Source organism: Synechococcus sp. PCC 7336 (assembly GCF_000332275.1).
In the GTDB taxonomy this organism is placed as follows: Bacteria; Cyanobacteriota; Cyanobacteriia; order Thermostichales; family PCC-7336; genus PCC-7336.
Map to the genome: position 1 here is coordinate 1,029,158 of NZ_CM001776.1, position 14,566 is coordinate 1,043,723.

Annotated in this window: 12 protein-coding genes; 3 read left to right on the forward strand and 9 right to left on the reverse strand. The window is 55.2% G+C overall.

Annotated elements, in window-relative coordinates; all coding sequences use genetic code 11:
* Positions 1-9 precede the first annotated feature (9 nt).
* From rpoB to rpsT, 3 genes are all read right to left on the reverse strand, one after another.
* Complete coding sequence (gene rpoB / locus SYN7336_RS05050; protein ID WP_017324838.1) at positions 10-3,477, reverse strand: DNA-directed RNA polymerase subunit beta; 3,468 nt, start codon at positions 3,475-3,477, stop codon at positions 10-12.
* 106 nt (positions 3,478-3,583) lie between these two features.
* Positions 3,584-4,396 carry a TatD family hydrolase gene (locus SYN7336_RS05055; protein WP_026100700.1) on the reverse strand — a complete coding sequence of 271 codons (813 nt, stop codon included), beginning with the start codon at positions 4,394-4,396 and terminating at the stop codon, positions 3,584-3,586.
* Positions 4,397-4,498: 102 nt separating this feature from the next.
* Positions 4,499-4,798 carry a 30S ribosomal protein S20 gene (gene rpsT / locus SYN7336_RS05060; RefSeq protein ID WP_017324840.1) on the reverse strand — a complete coding sequence of 100 codons (300 nt, stop codon included), beginning with the start codon at positions 4,796-4,798 and terminating at the stop codon, positions 4,499-4,501.
* 158 nt (positions 4,799-4,956) lie between these two features.
* Here rpsT and ilvN point away from each other — a divergent pair, with 158 nt between their 5' ends.
* Together ilvN and SYN7336_RS05070 are read left to right on the forward strand one after the other, a co-directional pair.
* Positions 4,957-5,481, forward strand: a complete 525-nt coding sequence (gene ilvN, locus SYN7336_RS05065; RefSeq protein WP_026100701.1) for an acetolactate synthase small subunit — start codon at positions 4,957-4,959, stop codon at positions 5,479-5,481.
* Between the two features lie 150 nt (positions 5,482-5,631).
* A complete protein-coding gene (locus SYN7336_RS05070; protein WP_017324842.1) occupies positions 5,632-6,744 on the forward strand; it encodes a DUF4351 domain-containing protein in 1,113 nt (370 codons plus the stop codon).
* 191 nt (positions 6,745-6,935) lie between these two features.
* Here SYN7336_RS05070 and glmU read toward each other — a convergent pair whose 3' ends face one another.
* From glmU to SYN7336_RS29505, 4 genes are all read right to left on the reverse strand, one after another.
* Positions 6,936-8,309, reverse strand: coding sequence for a bifunctional UDP-N-acetylglucosamine diphosphorylase/glucosamine-1-phosphate N-acetyltransferase GlmU (gene glmU, locus SYN7336_RS05075; RefSeq protein WP_017324843.1), 1,374 nt, complete (start codon positions 8,307-8,309; stop codon positions 6,936-6,938).
* Positions 8,310-8,339: 30 nt separating this feature from the next.
* Positions 8,340-9,014 (reverse strand): chorismate lyase, encoded by a 675-nt coding sequence (locus SYN7336_RS24520; protein WP_071590862.1) that lies wholly within the window; start codon positions 9,012-9,014, stop codon positions 8,340-8,342.
* A gap of 161 nt (positions 9,015-9,175) precedes the next feature.
* Entirely contained in the window at positions 9,176-10,936 is a 1,761-nt protein-coding gene (locus tag SYN7336_RS27695; protein WP_017324845.1) for a DUF4157 domain-containing protein, read from the reverse strand.
* 166 nt (positions 10,937-11,102) lie between these two features.
* Positions 11,103-11,309 (reverse strand): UPF0158 family protein, encoded by a 207-nt coding sequence (locus SYN7336_RS29505; RefSeq protein WP_083885649.1) that lies wholly within the window; start codon positions 11,307-11,309, stop codon positions 11,103-11,105.
* 120 nt (positions 11,310-11,429) lie between these two features.
* Here SYN7336_RS29505 and SYN7336_RS29510 point away from each other — a divergent pair, with 120 nt between their 5' ends.
* Entirely contained in the window at positions 11,430-11,756 is a 327-nt protein-coding gene (locus SYN7336_RS29510) for a hypothetical protein (protein WP_017324848.1), read from the forward strand.
* A gap of 185 nt (positions 11,757-11,941) precedes the next feature.
* Here SYN7336_RS29510 and SYN7336_RS05100 read toward each other — a convergent pair whose 3' ends face one another.
* Both SYN7336_RS05100 and SYN7336_RS05105 read right to left on the reverse strand, forming a co-directional pair.
* Positions 11,942-12,898: a DUF4351 domain-containing protein gene (locus SYN7336_RS05100; RefSeq protein ID WP_017324849.1), complete on the reverse strand. Its 957-nt coding sequence runs from the start codon at positions 12,896-12,898 to the stop codon at positions 11,942-11,944.
* 159 nt (positions 12,899-13,057) lie between these two features.
* Positions 13,058-14,512, reverse strand: a complete 1,455-nt coding sequence (locus tag SYN7336_RS05105; protein WP_017324850.1) for a carotenoid oxygenase family protein — start codon at positions 14,510-14,512, stop codon at positions 13,058-13,060.
* Positions 14,513-14,566: the final 54 nt, after the last annotated feature.

The window sequence follows — 14,566 nt, forward strand, 5'->3', positions numbered from 1 at the left end:
AGGTATCGGTTATTCTGGGTCTTCAGCGACAGCGACTGCTACTTCAGCAGGCAAAGGTGCTTCGACTGCTTCAGGGGGGTTCTCCTCGCTGACAGCAGCCTCAACGGGTAGCCGAGCTGCCGCAGCGGGAGTCTCTCCTTTTTGAGCCTCCGGTCCAACCTGTAAGTCTTCAGTCGTGACTGACTCGTAGGTGGGACGCGATGGCGTCCGTCGCTGGCTGGAATCTGCCATCAGATCCACTTCCGTATGAGTGGAGGTACCATCCAATTCGGTATTCACCTTATAAACAGACACATCCAACCCCAGAGACTGCAGCTCTCGCATCAACACCTTGAACGATTCGGGCGTTCCGGGACGCGGAATCGGCTGGCCTTTGACGATCGCATTTAACGCCTCGTTGCGGCCAATCATATCGTCCGACTTGACCGTCAGCAGCTCTTGCAAGGTATAGGCCGCGCCAAAGGCTTCTAAGGCCCACACCTCCATCTCGCCAAACCGCTGACCGCCCTGCTGTGCCTTGCCCCCCAAGGGCTGCTGGGTCACGAGCGAGTACGGACCCGTGGAGCGAGCGTGGATTTTCTCGTCTACTAGGTGTACTAGCTTGAGAATGTAGGCCCGACCAACTGTCACTGGCTGATCGAACAACTCGCCCGTGCGACCGTCATATACGGTCATTTTTCCGGCATGGGGGCCGCTATCGGTATAGATCCAGTCTTTGTTGGTTTTCTCTCGCGCTTCCTCCAACTTGGCCCGCACCGTTGCCCGCGAGGCTTCCTCGCCGTGCATCTCGTCAAACGGCATCAGCTTGAACCGGACGCCGAGGTTGTCAGCCGCCCAACCGAGCAAGCATTCGAACACTTGGCCCACATTCATGCGGGAGGGCACCCCCAGCGGATTGAGAACGATGTCGACTGGGGTTCCGTCGGGTAAGTAAGGCATGTCTTCGCAGGGCAGAATGCGGGAGATGATGCCCTTATTGCCGTGGCGACCGGCAATTTTATCTCCCACCTGAATCTTGCGCTTCAGGGCAATGAAAACCCGCACCACCATATTGGCGCCGGGGGGTAGTTCGTCCCCTTGCTCGCGGGTGAACACGCGCACGTCCACCACACGCCCTTTCTCGCCGTTGGGAACCCGCAAAGAGTTATCTCGCACGTCCCGAGCCTTTTCCCCAAAGATAGCCCGCAGCAATTTTTCTTCAGGGGGCTGATCGGATTCCCCTTTGGGGGTGACTTTACCCACCAAAATGTCGCCGGACGTGACCCAAGCACCGACCCGCACAATCCCTTGTTCGTCGAGGTTGCGCAGGGAGTCTTCACCGACATTGGGAATTTCGCGGGTGATTTCCTCGGGGCCGAGTTTAGTTTGGCGCGCTTCAATTTCAAATTTCTCGACGTGAACGGAGGTAAACACGTCGTCGAAAACCAAGCGCTCGCTGAGCAAGATGGCGTCTTCGTAGTTGTAGCCTTCCCAAGGCATGTAGGCGACGAGGATGTTTTGACCGAGGGCGAGCTCGCCCCCTTCGGTGGCGGAACCGTCAGCCAGCACTTGACCGGCCACGACGCGATCGCCCACTTCCACAATCGGTCGCTGGTTCAAGCAAGTGTCCTGGTTGGAGCGCTGGTATTTCTGCAGCGTATATTCAACGGGACCGTTGCCCGCATCGGCTTGCACGATCACCTCCTGGGAGGTGACGCGGGTGACCACGCCATTGGAACGGCAGACCACCACCATGCCGGAGTCGCGGGCGGCTTGGGCTTCGACGCCAGTACCCACCAACGGTCGCTCGGGCTTGAGCAGGGGCACCGCCTGACGCTGCATGTTTGCCCCCATGAGGGCGCGGTTGGCGTCGTCGTGCTCCAGGAAGGGAATCAGAGAGGTCCCGACCGAAATCACCTGGACTGGCGAAACCTGAACGTAGTGAACTTCGTCGGGGTGGGCAGTGCCGAATTCCTGACGGTAGCGGACGGGCACCAGTTCGCCCAGAATGCGGTTGTCTTCATCCAGAGGAATATCTCCAGGAGCAACCCGATATTCGTCTTCTTCATCAGCAGTGAGATAAATCGGCCGCTGCTCCTTCTGCACCACGCCACCTTCCACCGGCCAGTAGGGGCTCTCGATAAAGCCGTATTGGTTAATGCGGGCGTGGGTGGCCAGCGAACCAATCAAGCCAGCGTTAGGGCCTTCGGGGGTTTCAATCGGGCAGATGCGACCGTAGTGGCTGGGGTGGATGTCGCGCACCGCGAAACCCGCCCGCTCGCGGCTGAGACCGCCGGGGCCGAGGGCCGACAGGCGGCGCTTGTGGGTCAACTCGGCCAGTGGGTTGGTCTGGTCCATGAACTGAGAGAGCTGACTGGAGCCGAAGAACTCTTTAATGGCAGCCACCAATGGTTTGGGGTTGACCAGCGACGCTGGCGTCAAGCTCTCGGACTCGGAGACCGTCATGCGCTCGCGAATAATCCGTTCTAGGCGATTGAGGCCCACACGCACTTGGTTCTGCAGCAGCTCTCCCACCGAACGGATGCGGCGATTGCCCAAGTGGTCGATATCGTCGGTTTGGCCGATGTCGAATTCTAGGTTAATCAAGTAGTCGATCGCCGACAGAATATCGGTGGTGGTCAACACCCGAATATTTTCTGGAGTGCTGAGGTTGAGCTTGCGATTGAGTTTGTAGCGACCGACGCGACCGAGATCGTAGCGGCGGGGATCGAAGAAACGAGATTCTAGCAGTTGCTGACCGCCTGCTACCGTCGGCGGCTCGCCGGGACGGAGCTTGCGATATAGCTCCATCAGGGCTTCTTCTTCGCTAAATTGCCCTTCTTTTTCAACTGTTTTTTGAATGTATTCGGGGTGGCGCAACCCGTCGTTAATTTCGGCGTCACTCAGACCCAGGGCCTTGAGCAAAACGGCAGCGGACAACTTGCGGGTTTTGTCGATCCGCACCCAGACTAAGTCGTTCTTGTCAGTCTCGAATTTCAGCCAAGCACCCCGGTTGGGGATCAGGCTGGCATTATAGGTACGGCGACCGTTTTTATCGACTTCTTCTTTGTAATAGACACCCGGGCTGCGGACAATTTGGTTGACGATCACCCGTTCGGCACCATTGATGATAAACGTACCGCGATCGGTCATTAGGGGCAGATCCCCGATGAAGACATCCATATCTTTGATCTCGCCCGTTTCTTTATTGATCAGGCGAGTGGGGACGCGGATTTGAGCTTGATAGGTGGCATCCCTGCGCTTGGCTTCTTCGGCATCGTAGCGGGGAGGATGAATCTTGTAGCCCTTGGAGGGATCGCCCGGTTTGTATTCGGGCAAAAAATGTAGTTCTAGTTTGCCGGTATAGTCGATAATTGGGGAAAAGCTGAGTAGTTCTTCTTCAAATCCTTCGCCCAAAAACCATAAAAAACTCTTCCGCTGAATCTCCACCAGGTCTGGCAGGGTATTAGCGGAAGTCGCAGCTGTCAAACTATTCATGCGTCTCTCAGAAAGGTCGCGCCGACATCAGACCTCCAATTGTAGAAATTGGCGGTACCAATGTCAATCAAACATAAAAAACCCTGCCCAGCGTCTCGTGAAGCGGCTAGACAGTGGCAAAACCCCGCTCGGGTTGTTGGAGCTGGGTGGGGTTGGGCAACCGAAACAAACGGCGGGCATTGGCCGAAGTTTGGCTGGCCAACTGCGGCAAGGGCAGGGCTTGAATATCGGCGAGTGTGCTAGCCACGCTGGCCACATAGGCGGGTTCGTTGCGCTTGCCGCGATAGGGAACGGGAGCGAGGAACGGACAGTCCGTTTCGATTAGCAGGCGATCGCGGGGAACGATTGCGGCTGAATCGCGTACTGTACGAGCGTTCTTAAATGTCAGGATACCACTGAAGCTAATGTACATGCCAAGATCCACAAACCACTGGGTTTCTGTGGGGCTGCCCCCCCAGCAGTGCATGACCCCCCGCAGGGTGCCTTGCGTTTGCCTCAAGAGGTCTCGCGCGGCAGCGGCGGCATCGCGACAGTGGATGATGAGGGGCAGATCGAGCTGTTGGGCGATCGCAATCTGCGCTCGAAACGCCGCCATTTGAATCTCGATGTTATCTGCTTTATAGAAATCTAAGCCGGTCTCGCCGATCGCCACAACCCGAGGGTCGGAGGTGGCCAGGGAGCGGATTTGCGCAGCTAACTCGGGTTGCCAGCCGCCCACATCTAAAGGGTGGAGGCCAACCGCCAGAAACACTTCTGGGTAGGTATCGGCCACCGCCTGCAACTGCGGGAATTCGGCTGGGCTGCAGCAGGAATGCACCAACTGACGCACGCCAGCGGCGCGCCAGCGGCGCGCGACTTCAGCTAAATCCGCTTCAAACCGATCGAAGTTGAGGTGAACGTGACTATCGACTAAATCGATCGCCGCTACCTCTGGTTCGCGCTCGGTGGCTGAGTGGGAGGGGTTGGGTGCAGTGAACGTCAAGAGAGCTCTCGAACAGCTAAGGATATCGGAGGAGTGGGTCTAGTTAGCCGGTGCGGTTTGACCGGTGGCTGCCTTATAAACCCGAGACAGGCGGGCTTTGCGGCGGTTTGCCGTATTCCGGTGCAGCACCCCCTTACAAGCTGCTTTATCAATTTTGCTGACTGCGGCAGACATGGCCGTATCCAACTGCTCTACCGATGCTTCACCCGCTGCCAAAGCGTCAGCCGCTGCAAAGACTTTTTTGGTCAGGGTATGAATGGCAGACTTGTAGGATTTGTTGTACAGCCGATTGCGTTCGGCGATCTGAACTCGCTTGATGGCAGACTTGATCTGGGGCATGGGGCGTTTCAAACTTGAGAACAACAGCCCCTAAGTGTATCATTCGGAGGCGAGTTTTTAAAGGGATGCATCGAGCTGACTGACCTCGATTCGCTCCCACTTTCCTGTCACATCTCCCTCTGTCCTGCCATATTTCGGTGCCGGTTGCCATGCAGATTATCCAGCATACTCTTTCTGCCCTCGTGCAAGACCAACCGGGCGTTTTGAGCCGCATCGCAGGCATGTTTGCCCGACGGGGGTTCAACATTCACAACTTGACAGTGGGGGAGACTGAAAAGCCAGGGATTTCTCGCATCATTATGGTGGTCTCCGGTACGGAAAACGATGTGGAGCAATTTACGAAGCAGCTCTATAAGCTGATTGATGTGCTGAAGGTGCAGGACATGACCCATATTCCCTGCGTGCAGCGGGAATTGATGTTGGTCAAGGTGAACTCTACTGCCGCGACGCGGCGAGAGATTATGGATTTGGCCGAAATGTTCCGCGCCCGGATTGTGGATGTGTCGGAAGAGTCGCTGACGTTGGAGGTGACGGGCGATCCCGGCAAGATGGTGGCGATTGGCAAGATGTTGTCGGGGTATGGCATTCGCGAGATGGCTCGGACGGGGATGGTGGCCACGATTCGCGAGTCTGGCGTCAATACCGAGTTTCTGCGCAATCAAGTAGAGATAGTGGCGAGCTAAGGCAATTTCCAGCTCAGAAGTTACCGGGCGATCGAGCTCTGTCAGTGCAGTTCGCGATCGCCGCTGGCAGATTGCGAGAGCCCATCAGCAGCCTCGACCTTACCCTAGCGGTACTCTAGAGTGAGTCAGACGTTGTGGTTCGCCCGAGACATGACCTCACCCCGAGCAGACTTCGATACCCCCTGGAAGGAGATGCTGGAGCTCTATTTTGAGCCCTGTCTCCGGCTCTTCTTCCCCGCCGCTCAGGCCCAAATCGACTGGTCGCGTCCCTACGAGTTTCTCGACAAAGAGCTCCAGCAGATCGCCCGCGATGCCGAATTGGGCCGTCGTTATGCGGACAAACTGGTGCGGGTTTGGCTGCTCGACGGACGGGACCTGTGGATTCTCATTCATGTGGAAGTGCAGGGCCAGAGAGATGACTCTTTCCCCGAGCGCATGTATATCTACAACACCCGCATTGCCGAGCGCTACGGTCGCCCCGTGGCGAGTTTAGCCATCCTCTGCGACACCAGTCCCAACTGGCAGCCCAGCGAGTTTGTGCGCGAGGTCTTGGGCTGTCGCCTGGAATTCCGCTTTCTCACAGCAAAGTTGCTAGGCTACAAGCAGCGCTGGGCCGAATTGGAGGCCAGCAGCAATCCGTTTGCAACCATTGCGATGGCTCACCTGCAGGCGCAGGCCACTCGTGGGGACGAGCGCGATCGCCTGCAGTGGAAACTGCGGTTGATTCGGCGGCTGTACGAACGGGGCTACGAGCGCGAGGATATCATCCAGCTCTTTCACTTCATCGATTGGGTGATGGCATTGCCGGAGGAGTTGGAGCAAGAGGTTTGGGAGGAGATTCAAGCTTACGAGCGGGAGCAGAGGATGCCTTACATCAGCAGTGTGGAAAGAATCGGTCTGGCCAAAGGGCTCGAACAAGGGCTCGAACAGGGGCTCGAACGAGGGCTCGAACAAGGGCTCGAACAAGGGCTCGAACAAGGGCTCGAACAAGGGCTCGAACAAGGGCTCGAACAAGGGCTCGAACAGGGGCTCGAACAGGGGCTCGAACAGGGGCGACAACAAGAAGCGCTCCGTATGCTACTGCGTTTAATGGAACGTCGGTTTGGCCCGATTCCGCATCCATTTCAGACTCAACTTCAGGAGCTGACCGTAGTGCAGCTAGAGGAGTTACTCGATACAGCTCTAACCGCTGCCTCACTCAAACAACTGGCCGAATACTTGGAGGTTCTCCGAACGGTCAATTCTGATGGAAAAAATGCTTAAGACGAATTCTCATGAATATTGTTGTAGATCTGGCCCTCACCCCCAGCCCCTCTCCCTAGGGAGAGGGGAGTAAGAGTTGAGTAGGAAGGAGTTTCGTGCCTCTTCCCTAAAGGTTGGGGAAGAGGTTAGGGCGATCTAAATGTGGCTATCAAATATAAGCTTTTGAGTCCCCCCTTGCCCAGGACTTGAACTCATGTCTCTTTGGAGCGGGGACGCCAATCCTGTTTGACGGTTTGACGCGATCGCGCGATCGCCAAGCAATCATCCGGGACCGACTCTGTCAGGGTGGACCCTGCCGCAATCGTGACATCTGCGCCGATTTCGATGGGGGCGACGAGGACGGAATTAGAGCCGGTTTTGCTGCGATCGCCAATAATGGTGGGATGTTTCTCTTTGCCATCAAAGTTGGCCGTGATGGTGCCCGCTCCGATATTGACCTGACGACCGAGGCTGGCATCCCCCAGATAACTCAAGTGGGCCGCGTTGCTATCGGGACCGATGGCGGTCTGTTTGACCTCGACAAAGTTGCCAATGCGACAGCGATCGCCCACCACGACATTGTCCCGCAAGTGGGCAAACGGTCCGATGGTGACGCCTTCGCCAATCTGGGAATCGGCGATCGCCGAGTACAGCACGCGGCTGTTGGCACCGATGCTGCTGTTTTCAATCAGGCAATTGGGACCGATCTGGCAGCCCGTGCGCACGATCGTGCTGCCGCGCAGGTGGGTTTGAGGCTCGATAATGCAATCGGGCTCCAACTGGACCGTATCGGCCACGGTGGTGCTATTGGGATCGACAAAGGTGACCCCCGCCCGCATCCAGTCTTCTTTGATGCGCTGCTGTAAGGCTGTGTAGGCTTGGGCCAATTGCAGGCGATCGTTAATGCCCTGCAACTCTTGTGCATCCGGCACGTCAACGGCGTATGCGGAGGGCAGCATGGCAATGGCATCGGTCAGATAATATTCCTGCTGTGAATTGTTGGAGCTGAGTTGGGGCAGGACTTTGGCTAGATCGGGCCAATGGAAGCAGTAGATGCCGCCATTGATGCGTTTGTGACTCAGTTGGGCGGGGGTGCAGTCGCGATCTTCGACAATTTCTTTGACCGCAGCATCGACACCGCAGATGACTCGCCCGTAGCCGCTCGGATCGGTGACTTGAGCGGTCAGTAACGTGGCGGCGGCTTGTTTGGTGCGGTGCGCTCGAACCAGCGTTTGCAGAGTGGATTCGCGCAGCAGGGGAACGTCGGCATTTAAAACCAGCAAATCCCCTTGAAATCCCTCTAGATAGGGCAACAACTGCTGCACGGCGTGACCCGTCCCCAGTTGCTCCGTCTGTTCGACAAACTCAATCTCGCGATCGGCGAGGGTTTCGCGCACCCGCTCGCGGGCATACCCCACAATCGCAAAGCAGCGATCGGGGGAGAGGTGTTGGGCGGTATCGAGGGTCCGCTCCACCAAGGTGAGCGCCCCCAACTTGTGCAGCACCTTCGGCAGCTGCGATCGCATTCGAGTGCCTTTGCCCGCCGCCAGAGTGGCCACCGCGATCGCCGGATTCCGTTGATTCATCACCTCTACCCCCGAGCTCCAGCCCCTATCTTAAGTGGCGATTCGATCGATACCGCCATCTGCTTGGCAGGGATGTTCGGTTGGGTTGGCGGCGGCTTGGCTGGGGCCGAGCTGGCGGGTGAGGCTGTTGGAAAAGACTTCAGCGATGAGGGTGATGGGCTGTTGCTGGTGCCAGAGAATGTAGTGGCGGCCCCAAAAAGGGCCTTCGGTTCGGAAGGCTTGGGTCAGGGTTTCGGAGTGACCGAGGTAGAGACCGTGCAGTTCGCGGAAGAGTTCGATGCGGCGATGACTGAGGTTGCGTCCGATCGGCTGGTCGGGATGGTGGAGATAGTCGCGCAGGTGGTGGGGATTCCACCAAGAGACGCCGTAGACAAGGCGATCGCCGCTGGCAGAGGTGAGCCACACTTGGCGGCGGATGGAGGGGCGATCGAGCAGGGCGATGGCTGCGGGGGCACGATCGCGATCGGGGTCGATGGTGCGGGTATCGATGAGTTCGGCGGCGATGTCGCTGCCTGTCAGGAGGCTGAGGTTACGGGTGGTATAGCCGTCGTTGAGCAGCAGGAGCCGCCAACTGGGGGAGAGGGGGGGGATGAACTTTTTATGTTGCAAATCGAGGGTGTTGGCCTGCCAAACAGGCTCGACCTGCAGCCAGTCGCTCTGGATGGAGGGCTGGAAGATCGATGATGGGGGGGATGGAGCTGTCAAATTCACCCTGCCGCCAATCGTTAACGTTCTGTTACATTCACTGTAGTCCAAGAAATGGCGATCGCAAAACATCTGGCTGTCCGAGGGGGATTTTTCCTCTACAACTCTGCAAACAGGGGAGGTGAAGCCGGGAAGAATGGGATCGTTATCTATCAGATCGGCTACTCTACCCTATAAGGTTTTGCGATTGTTTCCAGATAGGAGGGTGCTTCATCTTTCATTTCCAGTAGTTCCTCAGCCAGAGATTCAAATTCTTTTTCTAGTTCTTCCAGGTCTATATGTTCTGGAATGGTATAGTCTTGAGAGTCTAATTCGATTTTAATGACTTCCATTTCTAATTCAGAAATTCGTTTTTCCACATAATCAAAGGCATTTTCCCACGGTAAGTTGCTTTGTTTTTTGATGGGTTTCAGTCGCGCTTTCGCGTCCTCTAATGCCTCAGACAAGGTTAGTTGCTTGCCTCCCCCTTGGTATTTCACACGAACGGGTTCTCCCGTCTCGATCGAAAAAGGAATTTCATGATTGAGCAGGTTGTGGAGTTCTATCAGAAGGTTGTATTTGTTTGCCAGTTCGCGATTATCCTCTTTTAAGGCATCGCGTTCGCCCTTTCTCCACTTCATAGCGTGGCCAACCATTTCTGGGTGCAGGAGTTGTCTTGCATGTCCGAGTTCGTGAACGAGAGCATTTGCCACAGATTGATTGGCAGGACCTGATTTCGGTATTAGATTCGTTTTTTCCTCTGGGTCCAGCACAAGCAAGTCCATTACATTCCAGCGGACAAACAGATTGCTTGTGACGCCCAGAAATTCTTTAATTTCCTCTTCGCCTTTGTCGGGTCCGAACAGGTCAAATACAGAGAAGGTAGTGGGAGCAAAATCGTCTGCCCTTACTTGGACCTGAATGGTATGTGGAGATTTTTTGATGTCTTCCCAAACTGTTTTTCCTGTTTTTGTACTCATAATATATTGATAGGCAGTTCTCACAATTTCCTTTACAGTAGACAGACTTTCTTTGGGTATCTTGCTAAAATCTAATTCAATTTTACGCTGCAAGTGTTGGCCTGAATAATGGAAGTCCGTTGCTCGAGCGTAAGTCGATTTAGATATGTTATTTGAATTACGTTTCTCACCAAGATTTCTATTTTGCTGTACCACATGAGTCAGCTCGTGTGCAATCAACTCCTGTCCACCTCTATTCTCGGGCTGATAGTCTCCCTGCCGAAAGAAGACATCCTGCCCCGTTGTAAAAGCCCTTGCCTGCATCGATTGATTCAATTGGTCCGATCGCCCATCTGCATGAATCCTCACCCCACTAAAATCAGCCCCAAACGCCTGCTCCATTGGCTGTCGAATGGTGTCCGAGAGGAGCTCCCCTCGGCCTCGCTCGCGGTGAATCGATCGCTCCAGATCGGGTGTAGCAGCCATGCTCCCCAGCCCAATTTTTCGCTGAATCAGAGGTTTCCTCCTCAACTCATCATCGTCTTCCGGCAGATCCACCCGTTGAATCAAGCTGATTTCTGGTTTCCTCCTCAACTCATCATTGTCTTCCGGCCTCTCTGCCCGCTGCACCGGCTCTCCTATCCTTATTGACAGGGGTTCGGGCGCGTGTAGCCTCACGACCTGTCGGGCAGTCCGGTCTGCTGCCTGTTCGTATGGGTTCCCAGGTAAGCCGATCGCCAGCTTCATCTGCAGCGGTTGAGGGGAGACAGCCTTGCTGGGAGCGCTCTTCATGTTGGCTGCGCTATGCATCGAGTGCTCAGCTCGCTCTAACTGCACCTGTATTTTTTCTAGAGTTTGCGTCGGTTCGGCGATCGGTTCGGGCTGGGGCTGAGGAGCAAAGGGTCTCGACGCTAAGGGGTTCTGTGCCGGGATCGCTGCTGACTGAGAGAATTCTTTCGCCTGCAGAGACTGGCGAGAATACATGGCAATCTCCCGAGATGGAGTGCGTTGAATATAGAGTATCCTTCCATTTATAAGGCTTTGCAGCAGCTATCCAAACGTCGAATCTTGACAAAATATAAAGCATCGATTTCAAGAAAACTTACACTTGCCAGCACGCCATTCACTTGCAAAGTGGGGGCCGGATATCCTACTGGTAGGGAATCTGGTGGAGTTCTAGCCACTCCTTCGCAATCTGTTCGAGTGCTCGATCGCGAAAGCGATACCAAGCTGCTTGGAGCTCGAACCGTTGAGTTGTCCGTCGAAAGCGATTAAACGCGCCTCTACCTTGAATGACATCGAGCAGTTCTACTCTACGCTCGGGATCTTCAACCTCATAGCAGAAGCGCTCCATCATGGCTCACTCGTGGAGCTCAAACCGATCCGGCAACACTAGATAGTTCTCGGATTCAGCGACCTCCCGCAGTTTTGGCAAGAGCTCGCGCTCCCAATCCTGCAGATCTTCCAAATCGTCGCTATGGTCGAGCAGGTTCCGATCTTCATCGGTGATGGTGACAATCTCGGCAGTAGCGGGATTCAGGTAGGAGACCCACTCGTTACTGGGGAGATCTATTGCGTCAACGACAGCTTTGAGGGAAACACTTGCTATGAGTTCCTCCGCAGTTTGCTCGTACAGACAGAAATAACGCCGATCGCCTTGCCCCTAGGATGGCCCGCCCGATCTCTATTGTCTAGCGATCGCATGAATGGGACCCAAACAGAAGCCCCTAAATCTCCCATTCTGGGGGACTTGGCCATAGAGCTAGCTGAAGTTGAAAATGAGGCACGAGATCGCTGTTACTGAGACGATAGAACGAAACAGAAAATCTCTCAAAAGCCCCCCACTAGTGGGGGATGTAGGGGGCTGAGTGCAACATTTTCGCAGTACTCAGATCGACAAAAACAAAAATCTTTATAATTCAACTCAACATCATCAAAAAGCGATCTCGCCTCTCAATGCATCAGACACAAGCCCAGAGGCGATCGCCTTCACACACCGCATTCATCCAACCAACGATCCAGCTCTTCCCCACTCTGGAAATCCAATAGCACTTCCCCCAGCTCTTCCAATTGAGGCAGTGCCAGTGCTTCTATACGAATTTGGCGCTGCACAGACATTGCCCCGAATCGCCGTGCGAGCTGGCGCAAAATCAGCGCTCGTTCGCCCTCTTCGCGTCCCTCTTCGCGTCCTGCCTGACGTGCCATTCGTTCAATCGTGCTGAGATAAGGCATCCGACCCTCCTGCTCCCATTGCTCCAACTCTGTCTGGAATTCTAGCTCCAATTCCTCGGGCAATTGCATTACCCAATCGATAAATCGATAGAGATTGATGATTTCTTCACGCTTGTAACCTCGCTCGTACAACCGCCGCGTCAAACTCCATTTCCAAACCTTGCGCTCGCTTGGCTGACCCCGCGTTGCCTGCGCCTTCAGATGCGCCATCACGACCGTGGCAAATACATTCTGACTGGCTTCCAGTTCCTCCCAGCGTTGCTCGTAGTCTAACAGCTTCACCATTGGAAACCGAAAACTCATCTCGCAGCCCCACAGACCTGTTTCAAATCCATTGGGTCGCCAACTGGGCCGCTCATCACTCAAAATTGCCACACTGACGATTGGGGCCTTGAATTTGTCCCCCAAGCGATAGTAGTAGGTATACATGCGTGCCCCAAAAACGGTCTCTGGCTGACCTTGCACCTCAGCATGAATGATGACAAAGGCTTCGCTACCCTCTTTGCGCCAGACTTTAGCTAGCTTGTCCGCCCAGCGCTTGCCCAATTCTGAGGTGCGGTCGATTTGCTGGAGTTCGGTATTCAGACATTCGTAACCTCGACTCCAATCAATCTCGGCGTGAATCTCGGGAAAGAAAAAGGCCAAACACTTGTCAAAATAGACCTCTAAAATAACCTTCCAAGGGTTATCGAAATCTTGGCGGTTTGAACTCATATCGCTGAAGCAGAGGATGGAGGCAATCCTAGATCGCTATCAAAACTGTAGCTCCAAATCGATGTGAATAATCTTGCGCATGGCAGATCTAGACAAACCAGCGAAGGCACGATCGCAATCTCGCCCCCTCCAGTGTTGCCCAAACGCCCCAAAATTGAATTAGCGCACAAACACTTCAGGGGTGAAGTTGCCGTGCAAACCATAGGGAATGTGATGCTTTAGGTGTAGCACCGCAACCGGTTTTCCCTCGAGATTGCGGGCATCCAGAATGACCACATCCGATCGCTCCTTCACCGCATCGAACACTAGCACCACAATCCACCCATCATCTTCCGTCTCTCCCCCCAGACGCGGCACAAACACCGGATCGCCCCCCAAATATCCGCGCGGAGCAAAGCTGTGGATCTGTTGCGATCGCGTCTCCATATCCACCTTCATCACCGCCTGCAACGGAGCGTTGGGCCCCGCCGCGTGGGTGGTGCCGACGTAAGTGTAGCGCTGCTTGCGACCCACGCAAGCGGGGTTGAGGGCGGGAAACTCGCAGGGGCGATCGACGATCGCCTCGTGGCTGGCGGTGCCAGCTTGCAAGTCCAGCTCGTAACGCACCAAGCGAGCGTAGGGAATCTCCTCAAACACCACCTCGCGATAGTCGCTGCCCGGTTCGAGGGACATGTAATCGTCGTAGCAAAGGGAATCGACAATAATGCGATCGCCCTCTTCATAGGCATTGGCGTGATGGAAGATAAAGCCCGGATCGGTGGTGAAGGTGCGGGGCTTGCCTTGGCGATCGAACGCAATAATACGGGTGTTGGCTTTGGGATCTAACTCGATACAGGCAGCGGGGGGGCGCAGGCCCAGAGCCACGGGGATGGGGTTAAAAGAGACGGGGTTTTGGAAGAAGATGCGGTAGTTGGGGGTGAGGGCAAAGTCGTGCAAAAAACAGAAGCCGGGGATTTTGTGGGAGGTGACTTCGGCTAGCTTGCCGTCTGGATCGACCCGATAGAAATATAGCGTTGAGGTGGGGCCGGGATCGACACCAAACGCAATCAGATCGCCTGTCTCGGGATCGATGCGAGGATGCGCGGTAAAAGCTTGCCCTTTTGAGAGCACGCCGTTGAAATCTTCTTTGCCGAGGGTTTCTAGCGTGGCGGGATCGAGGCGGTAGGGAACATCCGCTTCCCACAGAGCCAGGAGTTTGCCCCCTTGATAAACGACATTGGTGTTGGCGGGATTTTTGAAGTTGAAATCGAACCAGTTATTCCAAAAGCCACCAGCGCGTTGGGTGCCGAAGACGCTGCGGTAGAGGATGCGCCCCGCCTGTTGCTCAGCTAAAAATTCGGGGGTTCTGACGTAGCGATTGCGAAAGTGGGCTTTGTCGCCGCAGAAAGTAATGGCACAGATCGCGCCGTCTCCATCAAACGGATGACCGTAGTCCTGTCCGCTGATATCTAAGCCCCCCGGCCCGTTGCGAAATAGAGTGCCAACCAGTTCTGTCGGCAAGCTGCCATCAATGTCATCAATCCAATAGTCCCGTTCTTGTTTGAGAGAAGCGTAGCCCTTGCGCCAATTTTCAGTGGTGTAGGCGGGAGTCGCGACAGGGTTGACGGCAATCATAGGGGAAGGTGCAATACACAGACATACCTATTGTGCCTTAAAGTTTTATGAAGC

Bases quoted from the DNA above. Each gene is read 5' to 3' on its own strand.
- rpoB (WP_017324838.1), bottom strand. From the start codon at position 3,477: ATGAATAGTTTGACAGCTGCGACTTCCGCTAATACCCTGCCAGACCTG.
- rpsT (WP_017324840.1), bottom strand. From the start codon at position 4,798: ATGCCCCAGATCAAGTCTGCCATCAAGCGAGTTCAGATCGCCGAACGC.
- SYN7336_RS05070 (WP_017324842.1), top strand. From the start codon at position 5,632: ATGACCTCACCCCGAGCAGACTTCGATACCCCCTGGAAGGAGATGCTG.
- glmU (WP_017324843.1), bottom strand. From the start codon at position 8,309: ATGAATCAACGGAATCCGGCGATCGCGGTGGCCACTCTGGCGGCGGGC.
- SYN7336_RS27695 (WP_017324845.1), bottom strand. From the start codon at position 10,936: ATGTATTCTCGCCAGTCTCTGCAGGCGAAAGAATTCTCTCAGTCAGCA.
- SYN7336_RS29505 (WP_083885649.1), bottom strand. From the start codon at position 11,309: ATGATGGAGCGCTTCTGCTATGAGGTTGAAGATCCCGAGCGTAGAGTA.
- SYN7336_RS29510 (WP_017324848.1), top strand. From the start codon at position 11,430: ATGGTCGAGCAGGTTCCGATCTTCATCGGTGATGGTGACAATCTCGGC.
- SYN7336_RS05100 (WP_017324849.1), bottom strand. From the start codon at position 12,898: ATGAGTTCAAACCGCCAAGATTTCGATAACCCTTGGAAGGTTATTTTA.
- SYN7336_RS05105 (WP_017324850.1), bottom strand. From the start codon at position 14,512: ATGATTGCCGTCAACCCTGTCGCGACTCCCGCCTACACCACTGAAAAT.